The sequence below is a fragment of the Pseudomonas sp. HMSC063H08 genome (assembly GCF_001813645.1).
GTDB lineage: Bacteria > Pseudomonadota > Gammaproteobacteria > Pseudomonadales > Pseudomonadaceae > Pseudomonas > Pseudomonas aeruginosa.
In genome coordinates, this window is sequence record NZ_KV813626.1 from 20,056 (window position 1) to 42,437 (window position 22,382).

Sequence of the window (22,382 nt, forward strand, 5' to 3'; positions counted from 1 at the left end):
ACTAACTATCGTCTCTATTGGGTTCTAAAAAAGAACTAACAAGAGAGGCCTCTGCAATGACCCAGCGCAAAGCGGTTCTGGTAATGGGCGCCGGCGACGCCACCGGTGGCGCCATCGCCCGGCGGTTCGCCCGCGAGGGCTACGTGGCGTGCGTCGCCCGGCGCAACGCGGAGAAGCTGGAGCCGCTGGTGCAGGCCATCCGCGACCAAGGCGGCGAGGCCCTGGCCTGCGGCTGCGACGCACGCCAGGAGCAGCAGGTGATCGACCTCTTCGCCCGCATCGAGGGTGAGGTCGGTGCGCTGGAGGCGGTGATCTTCAACGTCGGCGCCAACGTCTGGTTCCCGATCACCGAAACCACCGAACGGGTCTATCGCAAGGTCTGGGAGATGGCCGCCTTCGGCGGCTTCCTCACCGGCCGCGAGGCGGCGCGGGTGATGCTGCCGCGGCAGCGCGGAACGATCATCTTCACTGGCGCCACCGCCTCGCTGCGCGGACGCGCGCATTTCGCCGCGTTCTCCGGCGCCAAGTTCGCCCTGCGTGCCCTGGCCCAGAGCATGGCGCGCGAGCTGGGGCCGAAGGGCATCCACGTCGCCCACCCGATCATCGACGGCGCCATCGACACCGACTTCATCCGCGAAACCCTGCCCGAGCTGTACAAGCGCAAGGAGCAGGACGGCATCCTCGATCCCGAGCACATCGCCGAGACCTACTGGCAGATCCACTGCCAGCCGCGCGACTGCTGGGTACACGAACTGGACCTGCGCCCCTGGATGGAAACCTTCTGATCCCCGCCACGGAAAGAGCCACGCATGAGCAAGCAAATCGAGTTCTTCTTCGACTTCGGCAGTCCCACCACCTACCTCGCCTGGACCCAACTGCCGCGCATCGCCGCCGCCCATGGCGCGAGCATCGCCTGGCGGCCGATGCTGCTGGGCGGCGTGTTCAAGGCCACCGGCAACCATTCGCCGATCGAGGTGCCGGCCAAGGGGCGCTACACCCTCCACGACCTGGTGCGCTATGCGAAACGCTACGGCGTGCCGCTGGCCTTCAACCCGGCCTTCCCGATCAACACCCTGACGCTGATGCGCGGCGCCCAGGGCTATCTCGGCGGCGAAGGGTTCCATCCCTACCTGAAAGCGGTGTTCGAAGCGTTGTGGGTACGACAGCAGAACCTCGGCAAGCCCGAGGTGGTCGCCCAGGTGTTGGCGGAGGCCGGGTTCGATCCGGATGAGTTCCTCCGCCTGGTTGGCGACGAGCAGGTCAAGGAGGGGCTCAAGGCGACCACCGAAGAGGCGGTGCGGCGCGGCATCTTCGGCGCGCCCAGCTTCTTCGTCGGCGACCAGTTGTTCTTCGGCCAGGATCGCCTCGATTTCGTCGCCGAGGCCCTTGCCGGCTGACCTCCCCTTCCCCGCGGCGAGCCGCTCTGGCCCGCCGCCTTGCGCCATCCGAGCGCCCTTCTCCCGGCTGCGGCCCGCGCGTGCCGCGGTTCCTGGCCATTCGTCGCGCCCGCCGATAGCGGCTTGTCAGGCCGACTTCTTTGCGTATAGGCTGAACTGGTCAGACCGGTAATACCACAATAAAAATGCGTTCATCGCCCGCCTCCGCGAGGCCCGATGAAAGCGCCGAATGGAGACTCCTGCGATGTTCATCAAGCGCTGTTCCCGCTCGATATTCCTGCAAGTCGTGATTGGCCTGGTGATAGGCGTCATCTGCGGGGTCGGCATTCCCGACCTGGCCGTGCAGATGAAGCCGCTGGGCGATGGCTTCATCAAGCTGATCAAGATGCTCATCGCACTGATCGTCTTCTGCGTGGTGGTCAACGGCATCTCCGGCGCCGGCGACCTGAAGAAGGTCGGCCGCATCGGCCTGAAGTCGGTGATCTACTTCGAAATCCTCACCACCATCGCCCTGGTCCTCGGCCTGGTGGTCGCCTACAGCCTGGGCCTGGGCAGCGGCGCCAACATCCATCTCAACGAACTGCCCGCCGGCGACGTCGCCCTGTATACCGGGCGCACCCAGGAAATCCATGGCCCCGTGGCATTCCTCATGGGCCTGATCCCGACCTCTGTGTTCAGCGCCTTCGCCGAGAACGACATCCTCCAGGTCCTGCTGTTCTCCGTGCTGTTCGGCAGCGCCCTGAACCTGGTCGGCGAGCAGGCCAGCGGCGTGGCCCGCCTGATCAACGAATTCAGCCACATCGTATTCCGCATCATGGGCATGATCGTGCGCCTGGCACCGCTCGGCGTGTTCGGCGCGGTGGCCTTCACCACCGCCCGCTACGGCGTCGACTCGCTCAGCCACCTGGGCGCGCTGGTGCTGGTGTTCTACGCCACCTGCCTGGTCTTCGTCATGGCGGTGCTCGGCAGCGTCCTGCGTCTCTCCGGGGTGCGCATGCTGCCGTTCCTGCGCTACTTCCGCGAAGAGCTGCTGATCGTGATGGGCACCGCCTCCTCCGACGCGGTGCTGCCGCAGGTGATGCGCAAGCTCGAGCACATGGGCATCCGCAGCTCCACGGTAGGCCTGGTGATTCCCACCGGCTACTCGTTCAACCTCGATGGATTCTCGATCTACCTGACCCTGGCGGTGGTGTTCATCGCCCACGTCACCGGCACGCCGCTGGCGATGACCGACCTGGTCACCATCCTGCTGGTTTCGCTGGTGACCTCCAAGGGCGCCCACGGCATTCCCGGCTCGGCCCTGGTGATCCTCGCCGCCACCCTCACCGCGGTGCCGGCGATCCCGGTGGCCGGCCTGGTGCTGGTGCTTTCGGTGGACTGGTTCATGGGCATCGGCCGCGCGCTGACCAACCTGATCGGCAACTGCGTGGCCACCGTGACCATCGCCCGCTGGGAAAACGACATCGATATGCCGCGCGCGCAGGCCATACTCGACGGGCGCCTGGAGGCGCCGGCCAAGGCCGACGGCGAGCCGCTCAAGCGCAGCGCGGTGGCCGGGGAAGGCAAGCTGCATGGCTGACGCGCCGAGGCGCGTTGCACGTCCGATTGGCAAGTAAAGGGAGGCGACATGTTTTCTTCGTCCAAGCTGGTCAACGCGGTTGCCCAGCGCCTGCTCGACACCATCGAGCAGGGTCGCTGGGTCGCCGGCCAGATGTTGCCCGGCCAGCGCGAGCTGGCTGAGCAGATGGAAATCAGCCGGCCGAGCCTGCGCGAGGCGATCATGGTCCTGGAGACCCTGGGCGTGGTCCGTTCGCTGCCGGGCAAGGGCGTGATGGTCCTCGAACGCAGCGAACCGCTGCGCGAGGTCGCGGCGCCCGGCGAGGCGACCATGGAAGACGTCCTGCAACTGCGCTATGCGCTGGAGCCGTTCATCGTCGGCATCGTCGCGCAGAGCGCCGGGGCGGCGGAGATCAGCGAACTGCGGCTGTTGCTGCTGGACCTGCGCGAAGCGGTCGAGGATGGCGACCCGCAGGCTCTGGTTGAGGCCTACACGGCCTTCCACCGGCGCCTGGTGAAGCTCACCTCGAACCCGATCTTCCTCAGCGTTTCCGAACAGATCGGCAGCGCCCTGGAACGCAGCGACAACCTGGTCCGCCGCCAGCCGGAATACGCCGAGGAGATCCTCCAGGAACACGACGCCATTCTCCGTGCGATCCGCCAGCACGACAGCGAGCGGGCGAGCCAGGCGATGCGCCAGCACATCCTCAACGAAGGCGCGCGCCTGAACATCGACCTGCGCTTGCCGCAGGTCTGATCGCCCGCGCCAGGGTTCCAACCCGGGACCGTCGCGGCGCCCGGACGGCTTTCGTCCGCCGCCTGCGAAGGCCCACAAGCACGACTCGACAGGTGTGAACATGGTCGGATTCGACGCACGTACCCAGCAGGGCGCCGCGCTGCGCCCCACCAGCCATTTCGTCTACGAAAGCATCTACACGGCAATCCTGGAAAAGCGCCTGGCGCCGGCCGCCAAGCTGAGCAAGGAAACCCTCGGGCAGATCTTCCGGGTCAGCAACGGCACCATCCAGCGTGCCCTCACCCGTCTCGCCGAGGACGGCGCGGTGGTGATGCCGCCGAAGGAGGTCGCCAGCGTCGCCCGCCCGGACGAGCGCCAGGCGCGGCAGGTGCTGGACGCGCGCCTGCTGGTGGAAAGCGAAGTGGTGCGGCAACTGCCCGCGGGGCTGGATCCCGCCGCCCTTGCCGAGCTACGGGCGCTGGTCGACGAGGAGCAGGCTTGCCTCGCGGCCCGCGACAGCGCCGGGCTGATCCGTCTCGCCGGGCGTTTCCACCTGCGCCTGGCCGAACTGACCGAGAATCCCTTGCTGCAGGGTTTCGTCCGCGGCCTGGTGGCACGCGCCTCGCTGGACATCGCGCTGAACAAGGGGGCGGTCTATACCGCCGAGGCCTGCGCCGCGCAGCGCGCCCTGCTCGATGCCCTGGAGGACGGCGACAGCGCGACGGCGGCTGCGCTGATGGACGCTTACCTGCGAGGCCTGTTCGCCCGCATGCGCTTCCTGCCGCCACCCACCACCGACCTGCGCGAGGCATTCGGCATGAAGGCCCCTCGCGGGGAAAAACGCCGGAGGGCCTGACCTCCCCGGCCGCCGCCTACCAGATCTGGCAGGCGGTGGTGGCTGGTGGCCAGCCTATAGTGAAGCGGGTCAGGGATGGCGCCGTGCTGGTCGAAGTAGCCAAGGGTCCGTTGTGAGCGCCCGGTCCTGTCCGTGACGTCCTACAGGAAGCTGTGAACGCATGGTTAACGGAGATCGACATGGCATACGCAGAATGGATCGCAGTGAAGGTCGTGGTATCCAAATCCATCGGCACGGTGGGCATCCGCAACGCCACCTTGCAATGGGGCAAGTTCTACCGCTACACCAACAAGGACGACGAGATTTCCACCGAGGAAGTCAGCAGCATGAACGTGCAGGCCGGCAGCCCGCAATGGATCGCCTCCTGCGGACGGGAGAACGCTTCGTCCGGCACCCAGGGCAGCTTCGACTGCTACGACGGCAACACCAAGATGGGCACCTTCAGCTGGGATGACCCGTGGAAATCCGGCGCCACCAACACCTGGGGCTTCACGCCGGCATCGGCGGACTATGCCGGCATCACCAGCGGCGGCAACGCCACGGGCACGGACATCGGCGAGGTCACCCTGACCCTCGGCCGCTTCTCCTGACGGTACCTGGAGCTGGCCGGCAGTCCGTCGGTCAGCTCCAGCGCTCATCCCCGTCCGTGGCGAACGCTCGCCGCAGCGCCTCGATGGCGACCTTCACCTTGGCCGGCTGGGCCTCGCGCCGTGGCGTCACCGCATAGATGCCGAGCCCGGGAATCCTCCACTCCGGCAATAGCTGTTGCAGGCGCCCGTCGTTCAGCGCGTCGCGCACCTCCGGCAGCGGCTGGTAGGACACGCCGAGTCCGTCGAGGGTGAACTGACGCACCGCGAGCATCCCGTTGGCGGCCACCCGTGGCTCCAGGCGCAGTTTGCAGACTTCCCCGCCCGGCCCGCTGAGCGTCAGGTGGTTGAGGTGGTTCGAGGTGTTCAGGGAAATCCAGTCGACCTCGGTCAACTGCTCCGGACGGTTGATGGGCGCCCGTTGGCGCAAATAGGCCGGCGCCGCGCAGAGCACGCTGCTCCAGTCGCCGAGGTGGCGCGCCACCAGGCTGGAGTCGGCGAGATTGCCGACGCGGATCGCCAGGTCGATGCGCTCGGCGACCAGATCGATGCGCTCGTCCTGGAAGAACAGTTGCAGGCGCAACTGGCGGTGGTTCTCCAGCAACGGTTTCAGCGCCTGGGTGATCAGCGTGCCGGAGAACCCCACCGGCGCCGCCAGGCGCAACTCGCCCACCGGCGCATCGCGCCATTCGCCAAGCCGCCGCTCGGCTTCCTCGGCGATCGCCAGCATCTGCGCGCAACTGCGATAGAACGCCTCGCCGGCCTCGGTCAGGGTCAGCCGGCGGGTGGTGCGATGCAGCAAAGTGACCTGGGCGCGGCTCTCCAGCTTGCGGATCTGCTGGCTGACTGCCGAAGGGGTCATGCCCAGGCTCTGGGCCGCGGCTGCCATCGAGCCCTTGTCCACCACAGTGGCGAAGATCGCCATGCCTTTCAGCGAATCCATGCCGGTTCCTCCTTGCGGGAGACTGCGTCTGGGAAAAAATCACCGGAAAAAGCGCGAGAAAGCGTGCCCAGCGGGCGAGGTCGTCGGGTTTCGGAAAAATACGGATGCGTATGGGAGCGAAGCATAAGTCAGTTAAAGAACTAATCAGGTTGCAGTGGTCGCAAGTTGGTCGCTCTCATTTGTCTGGTCGAAAAATGTCCATTTCTTGTGAGTTATGGATGTTTTGTCCGAAATAAGTAACTACGTACAAGTCAAGGTAAATATTCGTTTTGAAACATCTTGTAACCGTGTGTCCACTTTTAGGGGGTAATTTCGACCCTGTCGATGCGCAAAATCTGGATTTCCTTGCCTTTTACCCGAAACGGGGCGCTGAACGGCCAGCGCTCCAGGGTCAGGGTGCGTACGCCTGGCACCTCGCTGGGCCGCCCTGCCCCCTGGTTGGCTACCTGCTGCAGCGGTTTCACCTGCTCGACGATGTCCTGGACGGCTTTCAGGGCTTTTTCCGGGCCGATCAGCACGACGTAATGGTCGTAGATGGCGTCCAGGTCGGCGGCCGCCTTGCGGGTCCACTTCAGGCTCATTGCAGCCCCCAGCGCTTCTCGATCTCGGTGTGTTCCAGCAGGCGACCGGCATTGGCATCGGCCAAGCCTTCATCGATGGCAGCGACCTGCCACTGCTGCCTTTCCAGGTACTGCGCGAGCGCCTGCCGCAGGTGATACGGGCGGTCGCGGTGGGTGGCGCGGGCCAGTTCGTCGAGGGCCGCGACCAGGGCGTCATCGGCGCGGAACGAGACTACGGTGCTCATTTTCTGATCAGCTTCGTTTTCGTTGTATACGGTGTTTACAGTGAAAACGAATGTATACGAAAGCCCTCGGGCGAGCAATCGCCAGGCTGTTTCGTCCGACGAAAAAACCTTTATCGATCAGTGGGTTGAATGAGGAGCCCGCCCCGAGCGGGGCGGGCGGAAGGGTGGCGCGGGATTACCAGGCCTGGTTGAAGTGGAAGCCCTGCCTGGGCGAGAAGCGGGTGTTGACGAGCTTGTAGCCTTCCTCGCCGCGTGGCTTGACCAGCGAGACCTGGCCGACCTGCGGTTGGGTGATCTGTTGCAGGGTGGTCAGGCTGGCCTGCTTGAGCACCTCGGGGTTCTTCGCCCAGTCCTTCACTTCGCGTGGCTTGACCTCGACGGTGACCAACCAGCCCTTTTCCACGGCCGGGCCGTAGTCGTCGGGCTTGGCGGGGTCCACCGAACGGACGCTGACGTCGAAGCCGCTGCTGTAGCAGAAGGCCTTCGACTCGGGCTTGTAGTCCTCGCGGCCGGCGGGCGTGAGGTCGTAGGAATCGCCGTCGCGGCGCAGCAGGCCGACGCCGACCAGCGCGTCGTAGACCGCGGCGTTGCCTTTCGCCGGGCCGGGGCCGGAGAAGCTGTCGGAGAGCGTCACCGGGAAGGTCTTGAACAGGGTGGAGCTGGCGCAGGCGGGTTTGTCGAAGCCGCGCTCGGCGAGCAGGCGGGCGATCTCCTCGCTGGACGGAGCGGAGTCCGAGCAGGCGGCGAGGAACAGTGGGAGGGCGGCGACGAGGCCGCGCAGAACGCGTGTAGGCATGGGCATGTCCTTTGTCCATTGGCGCAGCCGGATCGGCTGCGCGGCGAATTCTAGCGGCTGTGGCACCATGGGCGCACATTCGACCCAAGGAGGAGAACCCATGCGCCTGCCTGCGAACCTCGGCCGCCTGCTGCCGGCCCTGTGCCTGGGCGTCCTGTTGAGCGCCTGCAGCACCTTCGGCCAGCGCGATCCGTTGCGTATCGACCTGGTCGGCCTGGAACCCCTGCCGGGGCAAGGCATGGAGATGCGCTTCATGGTCAAGCTGCGGGTACAGAACCCCAACGACGAGCCGATCGAATACAACGGCATCGCCCTCGACCTCGACGTCAACGGCCAGCCCCTGGCCAGCGGCGTCAGCGACCAGACCGGCGAGGTGCCGCGCTTCGGCGAGCGGGTGGTGAGCGTGCCGCTGACCGTCTCCGCCTTTTCCGCCTTCCGCCAGGCCTGGGGCCTGAGCAACAACGCGCCGACCCGGGGCATGCCCTACGTGGTGAAGGGCAAGCTCGCAGGAGGCCTGTTCGGCACCGTGCGCTTCAGCGAAAAGGGCACCCTCGACTTCTTCGGGCCGGCCGTCGGCGCGCCGAAGACCAAGGGGCTCTGAGGCGGTTCGGCAGGGGAGCGATAAACCCTATATAATCTGCGGTTTTCGTTCCCCTGCTGAAGAGAGAATGCCGTGAGCACGCTGCCGCCCTGTCCCCAATGCAACTCCGAATACACCTACGAGGATGGTGCGCTGCTGGTCTGCCCGGAGTGCGCCCATGAATGGTCGCCGAACGAGGCCGCTACGGCATCCGATGATGGCAAGGTGATCAAGGATTCGGTGGGCAACGTTCTCCAGGACGGCGATACCATCACCGTGATCAAGGACCTGAAAGTGAAAGGCTCCTCGCTGGTGGTGAAGGTCGGCACCAAGGTGAAGAACATCCGCCTGGTGGACGGCGACCACGACATCGATTGCAAGATCGACGGCATTGGCGCGATGAAGCTGAAATCGGAATTCGTCAGGAAGGTCTGAGACGACCTTGCCTGAAGAAGCCCGGCCATTGGCCGGGCTTTTCTTTGGAGGGCTGTCTGGGTTCTTCCCCCGGTGGTGGACTCAGACCCGCGCCGTCTTCCCGGCGTAGTCCTCGCCGAGGCGCGGCTTGCGTCGCGCGTTGAGCAGCCCGAGGCAGACGGTGAAGATCGTCAGCAGAGCGGTGGCGAACACCTCGTGACGGTGCTCCGGCATGATCAGCATGATGCTCAGCGCGGCGACGATGAACAGGATCACCGCCCAGGTCAGCCAGGGATATAGCCACATGCGGAACTCGATGGGCTGGCCGCTGGCCTGCAATTGCTTGCGCATGCGCAACTGGGCCACGGCGATCACCAGGTACACCAGTAGCGCCACGGCGCCGGAGCTGGCGAGGAGGAAGGTGAAGACCTTCTCCGGTGCGAAGTAGTTGACGATGGTGGTGAGGAAGCCCACCGCGGTGCTGGCCAGCACCGCCGGGCGTGGTACGTGGGCGGTGTTGGTCAGCTTGAGCACGCTCGGGGCGTCGCCGCGCTTGGCCAGGGAGAAGACCATCCGCGACGAGGTGTAGATCGCCGAGTTCAGGCAACTGGCCACGGCGACCAGTACCACCAGGTCGACGATCAGCTTGGCGTGCGGGATGTCCAGCAGCTCCAGGGCGCGCTGGTAGGAGCCGACCTGGATCAGCAGCGGGTCGTTCCACGGCACGATGGAGATCACGATGAAGATCGACACCAGGTAGAACAGGCCGATCCGCCAGATCACCGAGTTGGTGGCGCGGGTGATCTGCTTCGCCGGGTCCTTGGACTCGGCGGCGGCGATGGTGACGATCTCGGTGCCCATGAAGCTGAACATGGTCGTCAGCAGGGCGCCGAGCACCGCGCCGTAGCCGTTCGGCACGAAGCCGCCGTGGCTCGCCATCAGGCTGGACAGGCCGCTGACCTCGCGTTCCGGCAGGCCGCCGACGATGGCCACCGCGCCGAGCACGATGAAGGCGATGATGGCGATCACCTTGAGCAGCGCGAACCAGAACTCGAACTCGCCGTAGCGGGCCACGCTGAAGAGGTTGGTGACGGTGAGCAGGAAGGTCACCGCGAGGGCGAAGATCCAGGTGTCGATGGCCGGGAACCAGGCGTTGAGGATGGCCGCGGCGGCGATCGCTTCGAGGGGGATCACCAGCACCCAGAACCACCAGTAGAGCCAGCCGATGGTGAAACCGGCCCAGCGGCCGATGGAGCGATCGGCGTAGGTGGAGAAGGAACCGGTATCGGGGGAGGCGACCGCCATTTCGCCGAGCATGCGCATGACCAGCACCACCAGGGTGCCGGCGATCAGGTAGGCGAGCAGGGCGGCCGGGCCGGCGGCGGCGATGGCATGGCCGGAGCCGACGAACAGGCCGGCGCCGATCACCCCGGCGATCGACAGCATGGTGACGTGGCGTTGTTTCAGGCCGGGCGCGAGCGAGGCGTTGCGCTTGTTCGGCAGTTGTGAAGCCAGTACGACTTTGGACATCGTTGAGACCCTTTAATTGTTCTTGGGCAAGGTCTGGGCCGCCTTGTGGGCGACGCCATGGGTGCGGCCGTGGGTGAGGTTTCACGGCGGTGGAACGTTGCGGACTCCTGATTGCGGAAAAAGAAAAAAGGCATGGTCGTTACCGACCATGCCTGTTGTCGTCAGCCTTCAGAGGCTGGGGAAGGCGAATTGCGAGGCCTCGTGGCTGGCCCGCTGCGGCCAGCGCTGGGTGATGGCCTTGCGCCGGGTGTAGAAGCGCACGCCGTCCGGGCCGTAGGCGTGGAGGTCGCCGAACAGCGAGCGCTTCCAGCCGCCGAAGCTGTGGTAGGCCACCGGCACCGGCAGCGGGACGTTGACGCCGACCATGCCGACCTCGATCTCGTCGCAGAACAGGCGGGCGGCCTCGCCGTCGCGAGTGAAGATGCAGGTGCCGTTGCCGTATTCGTGGTCGTTGATCAACTGCATGGCCTCTTCCAGGCTGTTGACGCGAACCACGCACAGCACCGGGCCGAAGATCTCTTCCTTGTAGATGGTCATTTCCGGGGTCACCCGGTCGAACAGGCTGCCGCCGAGGAAGAAGCCGTTCTCGTGGCCGGCGACCTGGTAGCCGCGGCCGTCCACCACCAGCTCCGCACCCTGGGCCACGCCGCTGTCGATGTAGCCGGTGACCTTGGCCTGCGCGGCGGCAGTGACCAGCGGGCCCATGTCGAGGCCGCAGGAAGTGCCGGCGCCGATCTTCAGCGCCTTGATCTGCGGAACCAGCTTGGCGATCAGCGCGTCGGCCACCTGGTCGCCGACGCATACCGCCACCGAGATCGCCATGCAGCGCTCGCCGCAGGAGCCGTAGGCGGCACCCATCAGCGCGCTGACGGCGTTGTCGAGGTCGGCGTCGGGCATCAGCACCGCATGGTTCTTCGCGCCGCCCAGGGCCTGCACGCGCTTGCCGCGCTTGGTGCCCTCGGCATAGATGTATTCGGCGATGGGGGTCGAGCCGACGAAGCTGATGGCTTTCACTTCCGGCGCCTGGAGCAGGCCGTCCACGGCTTCCTTGTCGCCGTGCACCACGTTCAGCACGCCCTTCGGCAGGCCGGCTTCGTGGAACAGCTCGGCGATCAGCAGGGTGGAGCTGGGGTCGCGCTCGGAGGGCTTGAGGATGAAGGTGTTGCCGCAGGCGATGGCCAGCGGGTACATCCACAGCGGCACCATCGCCGGGAAGTTGAACGGGGTGATCCCGGCGACCACGCCGATCGGCTGGAAGTCGCTCCAGGCGTCGATGTTCGGGCCGACGTTGCGGCTGTACTCGCCCTTGAGGATTTCCGGGGCGGCGCAGGCGTACTCGACGTTCTCGATGCCGCGCTTGAGTTCGCCGGCGGCGTCTTCCAGGGTCTTGCCGTGCTCTTCGCTGATCAGCTTGGAAATCCGCGCCTCGTTCTGCTCCAGCAGTTGCTTGAAGCGGTACAGCACCTGTGCGCGCTTGGCCGGCGGGGTGTTGCGCCAGGCCGGGAAGGCGGCCCTGGCGGCATCGATGGCTTTCTGCAGGGTCTTGCCGTCGGCCAGCGGGACCTTGTGGATGGCTTCGCCGGTGGAGGGGTTGAAGACGTCGGCGCTGCGGCCGTTGTCGGCGACCATTTCGCCGTTGATCAGGTGGTGGAGGGTGCCCATCTTGTCTTGTTCTCTCTTCGCTAGGGGTGACGAAAGGGCCGTGGCCCTTTCCCTTTACCCGCTCCCTGGGGAGCGGGTGCGGATTACTTGATCTCGGTCTCGACGAAGACCACTTCGTGTGCGCTGGCGTTGATCACGTTGTGCTCGACGCCGGCCTTGCGGAAGTAGGCCTGTCCGGCGACCAGCGGCGCGTGGCGGTCGCCCTCGGGGGTTTCCAGCAGCAGCGTGCCGTCGGTCAGCGGTACCACCACATAGTCGTGTCCGTGGCGGTGGCGCCCGGTTTCCGCGCCGGGGGCGAAGCGCCATTCGGTCACGATCACCTCGGCGTTGTCCACCTGCACGGTGGGTACGGCTTGCGGGCGGCCGCTCATCAGGCGATGCCGTTGAGCGCTTCGCCGACCGCGTCGAACAGGCGGTCCAGCTCTTCCGGCCTGGCGTTGAAGGTCGGGCCGAATTGCAGGGTATCGCCGCCGAAGCGCACGTAGAAACCCTGTTGCCAGAGCTTCATGCCGGCCTCGAACGGACGCACGGTCGGATCGCCGTCGCGCGGGGCGATCTGGATCGCGCCGGCCAGGCCGCAGTTGCGGATGTCGATGACGTTCTTCGCGCCTTGCAGGCCGTGCAGGACCTTCTCGAAGTGCGGCGCCAGTTCGGCGGACTGCTGCACCAGGTTGTCCCTGGCCAGGATGTCCAGCGCGGCGAGGCCGGCGGCGCAGGCGACCGGGTGCGCGGAGTAGGTGTAGCCGTGGCTGAACTCCACCGCGTGCTCGGGCAGCGCCTGGTTCATGAAGGTGTCGTAGATCTCGCTGCTGGCGATCACCGCGCCCATCGGCACGGCGCCGTTGGTGACCTGCTTGGCGACGTTCATCAGGTCCGGGGTGACGCCGAAGTACTCGGCGCCGCTGTAGGTGCCCAGGCGGCCGAAGGCGGTGATCACCTCGTCGAAGATCAGCAGGATGTTGTGCTGGTCGCAGATCTCGCGCAGGCGCTGCAGGTAGCCGACCGGCGGTACCAGTACGCCGGCGGAGCCGGACATCGGCTCGACGATCACCGCGGCGATGTTCGAGGCGTCGTGCAGTTCGATCAGCTTGAGCAGTTCGTTGGCCAGCTCGACGCCGCCGGTCTGGGCCATCCCGCGGGTGAACGCCATGCCCGGTTGCAGGGTGTGCGGCAGGTGGTCGACGTCCATCAACTGGCCGAACATCTTGCGGTTGCCGCCGATCCCGCCGAGGCTGGTGCCGGCGACGTTGACCCCGTGGTAGCCGCGGGCGCGGCCGATCAGCTTGGTCTTCTGCGGCTGGCCTTTCAGGCGCCAGTAGGCGCGGGCCATCTTGATCGAGGTGTCGGCGCACTCGGAGCCGGAACCGGTGAAGAACACGTGGTTCAGTTCGCCTGGCAGCAACCCGGCGATCTTCTCGGCCAACTGGAAGGACAGCGGATGGCCGTACTGGAAGCCCGGCGAGTAGTCGAGGGTGCCGAGCTGGCGAGCCACCGCCTCCTGGATTTCCTTGCGCGAGTGGCCGGCGCCGCAGGTCCACAGGCCGGACAGGCTGTCGTAGACCTTGCGGCCCTTGTCGTCGGTCAGCCAGCTGCCTTCGGCGGCGACGATGATCCGCGGGTCCTTCTGGAAGTTGCGGTTGGCGGAGAAGGGCATCCAGTGGGCGCGCAGGTTGAGTTCGCTGGAAACCGGCGGGGCCACGTTGAGCGGCTGGTTCATCGTTCGATCCTCGGGCTTTCTTGTTGGAAGGTTCCGCGCACGCGGCGGCGGAGCGTTGGGATCAAGCTTGGCCCTGACGAAAGGTTAGATAAAGCTTATTCTTCTCACGTTTAGTTTCGACTGGGTAAAACAATAATGGCCAAATCCCGCAACCCGTCGCTCGGCCAGGTCAGCGATTTCGATATCCGCCTGCTGCGCATCTTCAAGACCATCGTCGAGTGCGGCAGTTTCTCCGCCGCCGAGAGCACTCTCGGCCTCAGCCGCTCGGCGATCAGCCTGCACATGGGCGACCTGGAGAAGCGCCTGGGCATGCGCCTGTGCCAGCGCGGCCGCGCCGGCTTCGCCCTGACCGACGAGGGCCGCGAGGTCTATCGCGCGACCCAGACCCTGCTGGCGGCGCTGGAGGGGTTCCGCGCCGAGGTCAACGACCTGCACCAGCACCTGCGCGGCGAACTCAACATCGGCATCATCAACAACCTGGTGACCCTGCCGCAGATGCGCATCACCCACGCCCTCAGCGCGCTCAAGGGGCAGGGACCGCAGGTGCGGATCAACATCGGCATGACCACCCCCAACGAGATCGAACTGGGCGTGCTCGACGGCCACCTGCATGTCGGCGTGGTGCCGTTGATCAGTCCGCTGTCGGGGCTCGAGTACCTGCCGCTGTATGACGAGCACGCGCAGCTCTATTGCAGCCGCGGCCACGCACTGTTCGAGCGCGCCGACGGCGATATCGCGGTGGACGAGGTGCTCGCCGCGGACGCCGTGGCGCCCAGCTACCGCCTGCCCGCCGAAGCCCAGGCGCGCCACCAGGAGCTGAACAACAGCGCCAGCGCCTCGGACCGCGAGGGCATGGCATTCCTGATCCTGACCGGCAACTTCATCGGCTACCTGCCGTCGCACTACGCTGCCGACTGGGTCGCCGCCGGGATGCTGCGGCCCCTGCTGCCGGAGCGTTTCCACTACGCCATCGCGCTGACCATCGTGACCCGCAAGGGACGCCGGCCGAACCTGGTGCTGGAACGGTTCCTGGAGGCGGTGGCGGTGTCGTGAGGGCGCGGATGGAGTGACGCGAGCTTCGGCCGCCCGCCGAACGGCGTCTTTTCTCTACGGCGCGAGGAGGTGGCATGCAGCGACGGGCCGAGCCAACGCGGGAAAGAGGCTCTCACCCCTTCGCATGGCGCCGCTCCCCCATCACCCAGGTCTCCGCCACCGCGCGGTCGTCGCCCAGGGTGTTCAGCACGAACAGGGTATCGGCCAGGCCGCGCGCATGCTCCATGCGCTGGGCGATCATCGGCGTGGCGGCCAGGTCGAGGGCGACGAAGTCGGCCTCGCGGCCGGGCAGGAAGTTACCGACCAGGCCGTCCAGGTCGAGCGCCCTGGCGCCGCCGAGGGTGGCCAGGTAGAGCGCCTGGAACGGATCGAGGCTGGTGCCGCGCAATTGCTGGATCTTGTAGGCGTCGGCGAGGTTGGCCAGCAGCGACAGGCTGGTGCCGCCGCCGACGTCGCTACCGATGCCGACGCGGATGCCGTATTGCTGGGCGCGGCCAAGGTCGAACAGGCCGGAGCCGATGAACAGGTTGGAACTGGGACAGTGCGCCAGCGCCGCGTTTTTGTGCGCCAGGCAGCGGCATTCGCGTTCGGAGAGATGGATGCCATGGGCGAACACGCTGCGTTCGCCGACCAGGCCGGCGCGATGATAGACGTCCAGGTAGTCCTGCGCCTGGGGAAACAGCTCGCCGACCCAGGCGACTTCCTTGAGGTTCTCCGAAAGATGGGTGTGCAGGTAGACGCCGGGATACTCGTCCAGCAGGCGCGCCGCCGCGGCCAGTTGCTCGGGCGAGGAGGTCGGCGCGAAGCGCGGGGTGACCGCGTATTGCAGGCGCCCGTTGCCGTGCCAGCGCTCGATCAGCGCGCGGCTCTCGGCGTAGCCACTGGCCGCGGTATCGCACAGCGCCGGCGGCGCGTTGCGGTCCATCAGAACTTTGCCGGCGATCATCCGCAGGCGGCGCTTCTGCGCGGCCTGGAAGAATGCCTCGGCGGATACCGCATGGACCGTGCCGAACACCAGCGCGGTAGTGGTGCCGTGGCGCAGCAGTTCGTCGAGGAACAGCTCGGCCTGGGCGGCGGCGTAGCCGGCATCGGCAAAGCGCTGCTCGGCGGGAAAGGTGTGGGTTTCCAGCCAGTCCAGCAGTTGGGTGCCGTAGGAGGCGATCACTCCGAGTTGCGGGTAATGCACATGGCAGTCGACGAAGCCGGGCAGCAGCAGGCGCTGCGGATGCTCCTCCAGCGGCAGGTCGGCGGGCAGTTGCGGCAGAAGGTAGGCTGCGTGATCGAGCGCGCGCACGTGGCCGTGTTCGATCCACAGCAGGCCGTCCTCGAAATACTCCCAGGCCTTGTCGCCGAGCTTCGCCGGGTCGCCGAGGAAATGCAGGATCCGCCCGCGATGGGCCGAACTGCTCATCGCGCTCCCGCCGTGGTCGGAGTGCAGGATAAGTGGGGGGACGAAGTTGCCAGCAGGTACTGCATCGTTCATCTCCTCTGCTGCCGGAACGGCGCTTTCGCCTCTTTAGTCCGGGAAATCGACGGAAATATCCCGTCTTTGGCGCGTGATCTCGCTTCCGCCATTATGCACTGTGCGCATGCTGTGGATAAGTCTGTGTGTAGGGCGTGTGCGGAAAGATTGCACGAGCCATTGCGGGATGTGCCCATCTGGCTTCCGGCAGGCGATCCGCGGAAAGCGTTCCGGCACCTTGAATCCGCCTTGCGAAATGCCCGGTCGGCAACTGGCGCTTCTGTGGGTTTGTCTGTGGAAAAGCTGTTCGCATTCCCCGTTGAAAAAATGCCTTCGGCGGTCGGGGGAAAGGCATTGGACGGAGCCGCAGGATTTCTCCCGGTTGGCGAAAGAGCCAGGGAAAAGGTGCTGTGGAATGCGCCACGACGGTGCATCGCGAAACTGTGGACAGCGGATCCACCCATGGCGCCGCCGAGCATGCTTCCGTCGATCGCCGCGGGCTTTCCTGGAAAGCCGGAAAACCCAGTATTCATGGGCTTCCTGGCGTCTAAAGAGGAAGTCCTGGAGACATTTTCACGGGCATTCCCGTTCCGCGGGTTTCCTGTGGAAAAGCTGTTGGCAAACTGTGCCGGAAGCGGGCCGCCGGGGCTGCCCCAGGGATTCGGCCGAGCCATGGCTTGGCCGGGAGAGGTCGTTCTGCCGGGTTCCTCCGAACGGCTGTCGATATCTTGTGGATAAAGCTGTTGGCAAAGTGTTGGAGAAAATGCCTTGCCAGGTCGCGCTCATGGCCTGCCGGGTTGGCTGTTTTCTGTCCATCGCCGATGTTGCGAAAATTGCCGGGACGGTCGGCGCGGGAGGCTTCCCAAGGTCCCGGATGGGCTCCCGACACGCTGTGGATAACTCTGTGAGCAAGGTGGTGATGACTGTTTTGCGACAAATGCTCACGCGGGTGCGCCGCAGGGTTGCCCGCAAATGTGCCGCGGCGTCCCAGGCGTGCCCCGGCTTGGTGCCGCTCGGCGCGGCAGCCTGGCCCGTGGCTCCCGGCGCAAGCCGCGTTCCAGGGCTTTCCTGACCTCCTGGCCAGGTATTTGCACCGGCCGCGGCATCGTCGAGCAACCGACCGGGTCCGCCATGTCCGCACCTTCCTCCTTCGCGCCGCCGCGCCTCGAACTACGCGGGATCAGCAAGCGCTATCCGGGTTGCCTGGCCAACGACCGCATCGACCTGTGCATCGACGCCGGCGAGATCCACGCCCTGCTCGGTGAGAACGGCGCCGGCAAGAGCACGCTGATGAAGATCATCTACGGCGTGACCCGTCCCGATGCCGGCGAGATCCGCTGGCAGGGCGAGCCGGTGCAGGTGCGCGACCCGGCTCGCGCCCGGGCGCTGGGGATCGGCATGGTGTTCCAGCATTTCTCCCTGTTCGAGACGCTCAGCGTGGCGGAGAACATCGCGCTCGCCCTCGGCGCCGAGGCGGGCAGCCCGCGCCGGTTGGAGGCGCGTATTCGCGAGGTGTCGCAGCGCTACGGCATGCCGCTGGAGCCTCGCCGGCTGGTCCATGGGCTGTCCATCGGCGAGCGTCAGCGGGTGGAGATCGTGCGCTGCCTGATGCAGGACATCCGCCTGCTGATCCTCGACGAGCCGACCTCGGTGCTGACCCCGCGCGAGGCCGAGGATCTCTTCGTCACCCTGCGCCGTCTTGCGGAGGAGGGTTGCAGTGTCCTCTTCATCAGCCACAAGCTGGCCGAGGTCCGTGCGCTCTGCCAGTGCGCCACGGTGCTGCGCGGCGGACGGGTGGCCGGACAGTGCGTGCCGGCGCAATGTTCCGATCTCGAGCTGGCGCGGCTGATGGTGGGCGACGCCGAGGGCCTGGCGGCGGAGTATCCGAAGGTCACTGGCGGCGCGCCTTTCCTCCAGGTGCGCGACCTGCACTGGCGCAACCCGGACCCCTTCGGCGTGTCCTTCGCCGGCCTCGACCTGGAGGTGCGTAGCGGCGAGATCCTCGGTATCGCCGGGGTCGCCGGCAACGGCCAGGACGAGTTGCTCGCTCTGCTCAGCGGCGAAGTGCGCCTGCCGCGCGCCCAGGCCGAGCGCATCCGCCTCGGCGGCTGCGCCGGCGCGCACCTGGCGCCGGATGCGCGGCGCCGCGCCGGTCAGGCCTTCGTGCCCGCCGAGCGGCTGGGGCACGGCGCGGTGCCGGAGATGAGCCTGGCGGACAATGCGCTGCTCACCGCCTTCCAGCAGGGCCTGGTGAAGCGTGGGTTGGTCCGGCGGCGCAAGGTGCTGGCGCTGGCCGAGGAGATCATCCGCCGTTTCGCCGTGAAGGCCCCGGGTGCCGGGGCGCCGGCACGCAGCCTTTCCGGCGGCAACCTGCAGAAGTTCATCCTCGGCCGCGAGATCCTCCAGGCCCCGCGCCTGCTGGTGGCGGCGCATCCCACCTGGGGCGTGGACGTCGGCGCGGCGGCGCTGATCCACCGCGCGCTGATCGCCTTGCGCGATGCCGGTACGGCGATCCTGGTGGTCTCCGAGGACCTCGACGAGCTGTTCCTGCTCAGCGACCGCATCGCCGCGCTGTGTTCGGGTCGGGTGTGCCCGGCGGTCGCCACCGCTAGCGCTTCGCCGCAGCAGGTCGGCGGCTGGATGGCCGGTCAATTCGAGGCGCCGGCGGCGGTCGCCGGCGCCGTTGCCCAAGGGAGCCTGTGATGCTGTTGTCCCTGGAACCGCGCGGCCGGCAGTCGCGCTGGATGCTGCTGGCCTCTCCGCTGCTGGCGGGGTTGCTGACCCTGGTCTGCGGCGCGCTGCTGTTCGCCTGTCTCGGCCACGATCCCTGGCAGACCCTGCATACCGTGCTGGTACAGCCGCTCAGCGACCTCTATGGGCTCGGCGAGCTGCTGGTCAAGGCCATGCCGATCCTGCTCTGTGCCCTCGGCCTGGCACTGGCCTACCAGGCGCGCGTGTGGAACATCGGCGCGGAGGGCCAGTTGCTGGTCGGCGCCCTGGCCGGCAGCGCGGTGGCGATCCAGTTGCTCGACTGGCAGAGCCGCTGGGCGCTGGCCTGGGTGCTGCTCGCCGGCACCGCTGCCGGGGCGCTCTGGGCCGGGTTCGCCGCCTGGCTGCGAACGCGCTTCAACGCCAACGAGATCCTGACCACCATCATGCTCAACTACATCGCGCTGAACCTGCTGCTGTACGGCGTGCACGGGCCGTTGAAGGACCCGGATGGCTTCAACTTCCCGCAGTCGGCGCTGTTCGGCGAGGCCAGCCGCCTGCCGGCGCTGTTCGAGGGCAGCCGGGTGCACCTCGGCGCATTGTTCGGCCTGCTGGCGCTGGCGGCGGTCTGGGTGCTGGCGCAGCGCAGCTTCCTCGGTTTCCAGGTCCGCGTGCTCGGCCTCGACCGCCGCGCCGCCGGTTTCGTTGGTTTCCGCGAGAAGCGCCTGGTCTGGTTCGTGCTGCTGTTCTCCGGCGCGCTGGCAGGCCTGGCCGGCGTCTGCGAGGTCGCCGGGCCGATCGGCCAACTGGTGCCGCAGGTCTCGCCGGGCTACGGCTATGCGGCGATCACCGTGGCCTTCCTCGGCCGTCTCAATCCCTTCGGCATCCTCTGCGCCAGCCTGCTGATGGCGTTGCTCTACCTCGGCGGCGAGGCCGCGCAGATGAGCCTCAACCTGCCGTTGGCGCTGACCGGGCTGTTCCAGGGGATGATGCTGTTCTTCCTCCTCGCCTGCGACGTGCTGATCCTCTACCGCCCACGTTTGCACGGACGCTGGCGCAAGCGCCCGGCGCTGCGCGACGCCCTGGCCTGACCGAACCGCCGAGGAACCACGATGGATATCGATCTGCTCGACAACCTGCTGTTCGCCATGGTCCGCACCGGTACTCCGCTGCTGCTGGTGGCCCTGGGCGAACTGGTCTGCGAGAGAAGCGGAGTGCTCAACCTGGGCCAGGAGGGGATGATGCTGTTCGGCGCGGTGATCGGCTTCATGGTCGCCTTCTCCAGCGGCAGCCTGTGGCTCGGCGTGCTCCTCGCGGTGCTCGCCGGCATGCTGCTGGCGGCGCTGTTCGCCGGGGTCGCCCTGTACCTGAACGCCAACCAGGTGGCCTGCGGCCTGGCGCTGACCATCTTCGGCGTCGGCCTGTCGTCGTTCGTCGGCGCCGCCTGGGTCGGCAAGCCGCTGCAAGGGTTCGCCCCGCTGGCGCTGCCGGTGCTGGGCGAGTTGCCGCTGCTCGGGCGCATGCTGTTCGCCCAGGACGCGCTGGTCTACCTGAGCCTGGCGCTGTTCGCCGCGGTCGCCTGGATGCTCCTGCGCAGCCGCGCCGGGCTGGTTCTCCAGGCGGTCGGCGAGAACCCCGACGCGGCCAGCGCGATGGGCCTGCCGGTGCTGCGCGTGCGCACCCTGGCGGTGCTCTTCGGCGGCGCCATGGCCGGCCTGGCCGGTGCTTACCTGTCGCTGGCCTACACGCCGATGTGGGCGGAGAACATGACCGCCGGACGCGGCTGGATCGCCCTGGCGCTGGTGGTCTTCGCCAGTTGGCGGGTGTTCCGCGTGCTGCTCGGTGCCTGGTTGTTCGGCCTGGCCAGCATCCTGCACCTGGTGGCCCAGGGGATCGGGCTGTCGATTCCGGCCAACCTGCTGGCGATGCTGCCCTATGCGGCGACCATCCTGGTGCTGGTCCTGCTCTCCCGCGATGCCCTGCGCACCCGGCTGTATGCCCCGGTTTCCCTGGGCCAGCCGTGGAAGGCCGGGCACTGACGAGGGCAGGTTCTTCGATTATTTGTTTTAACTATTTATATATTCTTCGATAGATTTAGATAATTTCACTGATGGCCTAAATCAATGGGGCATTTTTGCCGAACCCCGTTAAGATTCTCCCAGTCGATTTGAAACACCCCATTCAACTGAGAGAGGAACGACTGATGTCCCTGATCAACACTCAAGTCCAACCGTTCAAGGTCAACGCTTTCCACAACGGCAAGTTCATCGAGGTGACCGAGGAATCCCTGAAGGGCAAGTGGTCGGTCCTGATCTTCATGCCGGCTGCCTTCACCTTCAACTGCCCGACCGAGATCGAAGACGCCGCCAACAACTACGGCGAGTTCCAGAAAGCCGGTGCCGAGGTCTACATCGTGACCACCGACACCCACTTCTCGCACAAGGTCTGGCACGAAACCTCCCCGGCCGTCGGCAAGGCCCAGTTCCCGCTGATCGGCGACCCGACCCACCAGCTGACCAACGCCTTCGGCGTGCACATCCCGGAAGAAGGCCTGGCCCTGCGCGGTACCTTCGTGATCAACCCGGAAGGCGTGATCAAGACCGTCGAGATCCACTCCAACGAGATCGCCCGTGACGTCGGCGAGACCGTGCGCAAGCTGAAGGCCGCCCAGTACACCGCCGCCCACCCGGGCGAAGTCTGCCCGGCCAAGTGGAAGGAAGGCGAGAAGACCCTCGCTCCGTCCCTGGACCTGGTCGGCAAGATCTAAGACCGCGCCGGCGGCATTCGCCGCCAGCCTCTCCGGCGGACGATCCCTCGCGGATCGTCCGTCCTTCACCCAGCCAACGCGCCGTGCAGGGCGGATGTCCCATCCGCCGGGGATACGTTTGCCCGAATTTCGAGGAGCTGAACCATGTTGGACGCCAATCTTAAAACCCAGTTGAAGGCCTACCTGGAAAAGGTCAGCCAGCCGTTCGAGATCGTCGCGTCCCTCGATGACAGCGACAAATCCCGCGAGCTGCTGGGCCTGCTGCAAGACATCGTCGGCCTGACCGACAAGATCACCCTGAAGACCGATGGCAGCGATGCGCGCAAACCGTCGTTCTCGCTGAACCGCCCCGGTGCGGACATCGGCCTGCGCTTCGCCGGTATCCCCATGGGCCACGAATTCACCTCGCTGGTGCTGGCCCTGCTGCAGGTAGGCGGCCACCCCTCCAAGCTCGACGCGGACGTGATCGAGCAGGTCAAGGGAATCGAGGGCACCTTCGAGTTCGAAACCTACTTCTCGCTGTCCTGCCAGAACTGCCCGGACGTGGTCCAGGCGCTGAACCTGATGGCCGTGCTCAACCCGAACATCCGTCACGTCGCCATCGACGGCGCGCTGTTCCAGGATGAGGTCGAGGCGCGCCAGATCATGTCGGTGCCGAGCATCTACCTCAACGGCGAAGTCTTCGGCCAGGGCCGCATGGGCGTGGAAGAGATCCTCGCCAAGATCGACACCGGCGCCGCCGCCCGCGACGCCGAGAAGCTGACCGCTCGCGAAGCCTTCGACGTGCTGGTGGTCGGCGGCGGCCCGGCCG

At 66.5% G+C, this 22,382-nt stretch carries 23 protein-coding genes; 14 read left to right on the plus strand and 9 right to left on the minus strand.

What is annotated here, in order from left to right:
• Nucleotides 1-56 precede the first annotated feature (56 nt).
• From HMPREF2924_RS32040 to HMPREF2924_RS32065, 6 genes are all read left to right on the plus strand, one after another.
• Nucleotides 57-785 (plus strand): SDR family oxidoreductase, encoded by a 729-nt coding sequence (locus HMPREF2924_RS32040; protein ID WP_003083755.1) that lies wholly within the window; start codon nucleotides 57-59, stop codon nucleotides 783-785.
• A gap of 24 nt (nucleotides 786-809) precedes the next feature.
• Nucleotides 810-1,397 carry a 2-hydroxychromene-2-carboxylate isomerase gene (locus tag HMPREF2924_RS32045; protein ID WP_003128323.1) on the plus strand — a complete coding sequence of 196 codons (588 nt, stop codon included), beginning with the start codon at nucleotides 810-812 and terminating at the stop codon, nucleotides 1,395-1,397.
• Nucleotides 1,398-1,626: 229 nt separating this feature from the next.
• Nucleotides 1,627-2,976: a C4-dicarboxylate transporter DctA gene (locus tag HMPREF2924_RS32050; RefSeq protein WP_003119513.1), complete on the plus strand. Its 1,350-nt coding sequence runs from the start codon at nucleotides 1,627-1,629 to the stop codon at nucleotides 2,974-2,976.
• Between the two features lie 48 nt (nucleotides 2,977-3,024).
• Nucleotides 3,025-3,711, plus strand: a complete 687-nt coding sequence (locus tag HMPREF2924_RS32055) for a FadR/GntR family transcriptional regulator (protein ID WP_003083762.1) — start codon at nucleotides 3,025-3,027, stop codon at nucleotides 3,709-3,711.
• A gap of 100 nt (nucleotides 3,712-3,811) precedes the next feature.
• Nucleotides 3,812-4,546 carry a GntR family transcriptional regulator gene (locus HMPREF2924_RS32060; RefSeq protein ID WP_003128333.1) on the plus strand — a complete coding sequence of 245 codons (735 nt, stop codon included), beginning with the start codon at nucleotides 3,812-3,814 and terminating at the stop codon, nucleotides 4,544-4,546.
• Between the two features lie 179 nt (nucleotides 4,547-4,725).
• Complete coding sequence (locus tag HMPREF2924_RS32065) at nucleotides 4,726-5,136, plus strand: aegerolysin family protein (RefSeq protein WP_003110659.1); 411 nt, start codon at nucleotides 4,726-4,728, stop codon at nucleotides 5,134-5,136.
• A 31-nt stretch (nucleotides 5,137-5,167) separates the two neighbouring features.
• On the opposite strand, the gene HMPREF2924_RS32070 is transcribed toward HMPREF2924_RS32065, so the two are convergent.
• The 4 genes from HMPREF2924_RS32070 to HMPREF2924_RS32085 all read right to left on the minus strand — a co-directional run bounded on the left by HMPREF2924_RS32070 (nucleotide 5,168) and on the right by HMPREF2924_RS32085 (nucleotide 7,677).
• Entirely contained in the window at nucleotides 5,168-6,076 is a 909-nt protein-coding gene (locus tag HMPREF2924_RS32070) for a LysR family transcriptional regulator (RefSeq protein ID WP_003083769.1), read from the minus strand.
• A gap of 299 nt (nucleotides 6,077-6,375) precedes the next feature.
• Nucleotides 6,376-6,657 (minus strand): type II toxin-antitoxin system toxin ParE, encoded by a 282-nt coding sequence (gene parE, locus HMPREF2924_RS32075; protein ID WP_003083773.1) that lies wholly within the window; start codon nucleotides 6,655-6,657, stop codon nucleotides 6,376-6,378.
• Nucleotides 6,654-6,881: a CopG family ribbon-helix-helix protein gene (locus HMPREF2924_RS32080; RefSeq protein ID WP_003083775.1), complete on the minus strand. Its 228-nt coding sequence runs from the start codon at nucleotides 6,879-6,881 to the stop codon at nucleotides 6,654-6,656. Before HMPREF2924_RS32080 ends, parE begins: the two co-directional genes overlap by 4 nt.
• 175 nt (nucleotides 6,882-7,056) lie before the next feature.
• Nucleotides 7,057-7,677, minus strand: a complete 621-nt coding sequence (locus HMPREF2924_RS32085; protein WP_003101226.1) for a hypothetical protein — start codon at nucleotides 7,675-7,677, stop codon at nucleotides 7,057-7,059.
• Between the two features lie 100 nt (nucleotides 7,678-7,777).
• Between HMPREF2924_RS32085 and HMPREF2924_RS32090 the strand changes: the two genes are divergently transcribed.
• Both HMPREF2924_RS32090 and HMPREF2924_RS32095 read left to right on the plus strand, forming a co-directional pair.
• Nucleotides 7,778-8,278, plus strand: a complete 501-nt coding sequence (locus HMPREF2924_RS32090) for an LEA/WHy family protein (protein ID WP_003128336.1) — start codon at nucleotides 7,778-7,780, stop codon at nucleotides 8,276-8,278.
• 72 nt (nucleotides 8,279-8,350) lie between these two features.
• Nucleotides 8,351-8,692 (plus strand): zinc ribbon domain-containing protein YjdM, encoded by a 342-nt coding sequence (locus HMPREF2924_RS32095; protein ID WP_003101229.1) that lies wholly within the window; start codon nucleotides 8,351-8,353, stop codon nucleotides 8,690-8,692.
• 81 nt (nucleotides 8,693-8,773) lie between these two features.
• On the opposite strand, the gene gabP is transcribed toward HMPREF2924_RS32095, so the two are convergent.
• The 4 genes from gabP to bauA form a co-directional block, all read right to left on the minus strand.
• Nucleotides 8,774-10,201 carry a GABA permease gene (gene gabP, locus HMPREF2924_RS32100; RefSeq protein ID WP_003083784.1) on the minus strand — a complete coding sequence of 476 codons (1,428 nt, stop codon included), beginning with the start codon at nucleotides 10,199-10,201 and terminating at the stop codon, nucleotides 8,774-8,776.
• 168 nt (nucleotides 10,202-10,369) lie between these two features.
• Nucleotides 10,370-11,863: a CoA-acylating methylmalonate-semialdehyde dehydrogenase gene (locus HMPREF2924_RS32105; protein WP_003101230.1), complete on the minus strand. Its 1,494-nt coding sequence runs from the start codon at nucleotides 11,861-11,863 to the stop codon at nucleotides 10,370-10,372.
• Nucleotides 11,864-11,946: 83 nt separating this feature from the next.
• Complete coding sequence (bauB, locus tag HMPREF2924_RS32110; protein WP_003083790.1) at nucleotides 11,947-12,234, minus strand: beta-alanine degradation protein BauB; 288 nt, start codon at nucleotides 12,232-12,234, stop codon at nucleotides 11,947-11,949.
• Nucleotides 12,234-13,580, minus strand: coding sequence for a beta-alanine--pyruvate aminotransferase (gene bauA / locus HMPREF2924_RS32115; RefSeq protein ID WP_003101231.1), 1,347 nt, complete (start codon nucleotides 13,578-13,580; stop codon nucleotides 12,234-12,236). Before bauA ends, bauB begins: the two co-directional genes overlap by 1 nt.
• Before the next feature lie 135 nt (nucleotides 13,581-13,715).
• Between bauA and bauR the strand changes: the two genes are divergently transcribed.
• Nucleotides 13,716-14,633 (plus strand): HTH-type transcriptional activator BauR, encoded by a 918-nt coding sequence (gene bauR, locus HMPREF2924_RS32120; RefSeq protein WP_003083805.1) that lies wholly within the window; start codon nucleotides 13,716-13,718, stop codon nucleotides 14,631-14,633.
• A gap of 112 nt (nucleotides 14,634-14,745) precedes the next feature.
• On the opposite strand, the gene guaD is transcribed toward bauR, so the two are convergent.
• Nucleotides 14,746-16,116 carry a guanine deaminase gene (gene guaD, locus HMPREF2924_RS32125; protein ID WP_003128340.1) on the minus strand — a complete coding sequence of 457 codons (1,371 nt, stop codon included), beginning with the start codon at nucleotides 16,114-16,116 and terminating at the stop codon, nucleotides 14,746-14,748.
• A gap of 1,110 nt (nucleotides 16,117-17,226) precedes the next feature.
• On the opposite strand from guaD, the gene HMPREF2924_RS32135 reads away from it, so the two are divergent.
• The 5 genes from HMPREF2924_RS32135 to HMPREF2924_RS32155 all read left to right on the plus strand — a co-directional run.
• Complete coding sequence (locus tag HMPREF2924_RS32135; protein WP_003128343.1) at nucleotides 17,227-18,798, plus strand: ABC transporter ATP-binding protein; 1,572 nt, start codon at nucleotides 17,227-17,229, stop codon at nucleotides 18,796-18,798.
• On the plus strand, nucleotides 18,798-19,895 hold the full coding sequence (locus HMPREF2924_RS32140; RefSeq protein ID WP_003128344.1) for an ABC transporter permease: 1,098 nt from the start codon (nucleotides 18,798-18,800) through the stop codon (nucleotides 19,893-19,895). Before HMPREF2924_RS32135 ends, HMPREF2924_RS32140 begins: the two co-directional genes overlap by 1 nt.
• 21 nt (nucleotides 19,896-19,916) lie before the next feature.
• Nucleotides 19,917-20,843 carry an ABC transporter permease gene (locus HMPREF2924_RS32145; protein ID WP_003083821.1) on the plus strand — a complete coding sequence of 309 codons (927 nt, stop codon included), beginning with the start codon at nucleotides 19,917-19,919 and terminating at the stop codon, nucleotides 20,841-20,843.
• Nucleotides 20,844-21,007: 164 nt separating this feature from the next.
• Nucleotides 21,008-21,571, plus strand: a complete 564-nt coding sequence (gene ahpC, locus HMPREF2924_RS32150) for an alkyl hydroperoxide reductase subunit C (protein WP_003083828.1) — start codon at nucleotides 21,008-21,010, stop codon at nucleotides 21,569-21,571.
• A gap of 144 nt (nucleotides 21,572-21,715) precedes the next feature.
• The coding region (locus tag HMPREF2924_RS32155; protein WP_177344968.1) for a thioredoxin family protein at nucleotides 21,716-22,382 on the plus strand (667 nt) is incomplete at its 3' end.

Bases quoted from the DNA above. Each gene is read 5' to 3' on its own strand.
- parE (WP_003083773.1), bottom strand. From the start codon at position 6,657: ATGAGCCTGAAGTGGACCCGCAAGGCGGCCGCCGACCTGGACGCCATC.
- HMPREF2924_RS32040 (WP_003083755.1), top strand. From the start codon at position 57: ATGACCCAGCGCAAAGCGGTTCTGGTAATGGGCGCCGGCGACGCCACC.
- HMPREF2924_RS32080 (WP_003083775.1), bottom strand. From the start codon at position 6,881: ATGAGCACCGTAGTCTCGTTCCGCGCCGATGACGCCCTGGTCGCGGCC.
- bauA (WP_003101231.1), bottom strand. From the start codon at position 13,580: ATGAACCAGCCGCTCAACGTGGCCCCGCCGGTTTCCAGCGAACTCAAC.
- HMPREF2924_RS32105 (WP_003101230.1), bottom strand. From the start codon at position 11,863: ATGGGCACCCTCCACCACCTGATCAACGGCGAAATGGTCGCCGACAAC.
- HMPREF2924_RS32050 (WP_003119513.1), top strand. From the start codon at position 1,627: ATGGAGACTCCTGCGATGTTCATCAAGCGCTGTTCCCGCTCGATATTC.
- HMPREF2924_RS32055 (WP_003083762.1), top strand. From the start codon at position 3,025: ATGTTTTCTTCGTCCAAGCTGGTCAACGCGGTTGCCCAGCGCCTGCTC.
- HMPREF2924_RS32045 (WP_003128323.1), top strand. From the start codon at position 810: ATGAGCAAGCAAATCGAGTTCTTCTTCGACTTCGGCAGTCCCACCACC.
- HMPREF2924_RS32135 (WP_003128343.1), top strand. From the start codon at position 17,227: ATGTCCGCACCTTCCTCCTTCGCGCCGCCGCGCCTCGAACTACGCGGG.
- bauB (WP_003083790.1), bottom strand. From the start codon at position 12,234: ATGAGCGGCCGCCCGCAAGCCGTACCCACCGTGCAGGTGGACAACGCC.
- HMPREF2924_RS32085 (WP_003101226.1), bottom strand. From the start codon at position 7,677: ATGCCTACACGCGTTCTGCGCGGCCTCGTCGCCGCCCTCCCACTGTTC.
- bauR (WP_003083805.1), top strand. From the start codon at position 13,716: ATGGCCAAATCCCGCAACCCGTCGCTCGGCCAGGTCAGCGATTTCGAT.
- HMPREF2924_RS32070 (WP_003083769.1), bottom strand. From the start codon at position 6,076: ATGGATTCGCTGAAAGGCATGGCGATCTTCGCCACTGTGGTGGACAAG.
- HMPREF2924_RS32140 (WP_003128344.1), top strand. From the start codon at position 18,798: ATGCTGTTGTCCCTGGAACCGCGCGGCCGGCAGTCGCGCTGGATGCTG.
- HMPREF2924_RS32065 (WP_003110659.1), top strand. From the start codon at position 4,726: ATGGCATACGCAGAATGGATCGCAGTGAAGGTCGTGGTATCCAAATCC.
- HMPREF2924_RS32060 (WP_003128333.1), top strand. From the start codon at position 3,812: ATGGTCGGATTCGACGCACGTACCCAGCAGGGCGCCGCGCTGCGCCCC.
- ahpC (WP_003083828.1), top strand. From the start codon at position 21,008: ATGTCCCTGATCAACACTCAAGTCCAACCGTTCAAGGTCAACGCTTTC.
- HMPREF2924_RS32145 (WP_003083821.1), top strand. From the start codon at position 19,917: ATGGATATCGATCTGCTCGACAACCTGCTGTTCGCCATGGTCCGCACC.
- guaD (WP_003128340.1), bottom strand. From the start codon at position 16,116: ATGAACGATGCAGTACCTGCTGGCAACTTCGTCCCCCCACTTATCCTG.
- HMPREF2924_RS32090 (WP_003128336.1), top strand. From the start codon at position 7,778: ATGCGCCTGCCTGCGAACCTCGGCCGCCTGCTGCCGGCCCTGTGCCTG.
- gabP (WP_003083784.1), bottom strand. From the start codon at position 10,201: ATGTCCAAAGTCGTACTGGCTTCACAACTGCCGAACAAGCGCAACGCC.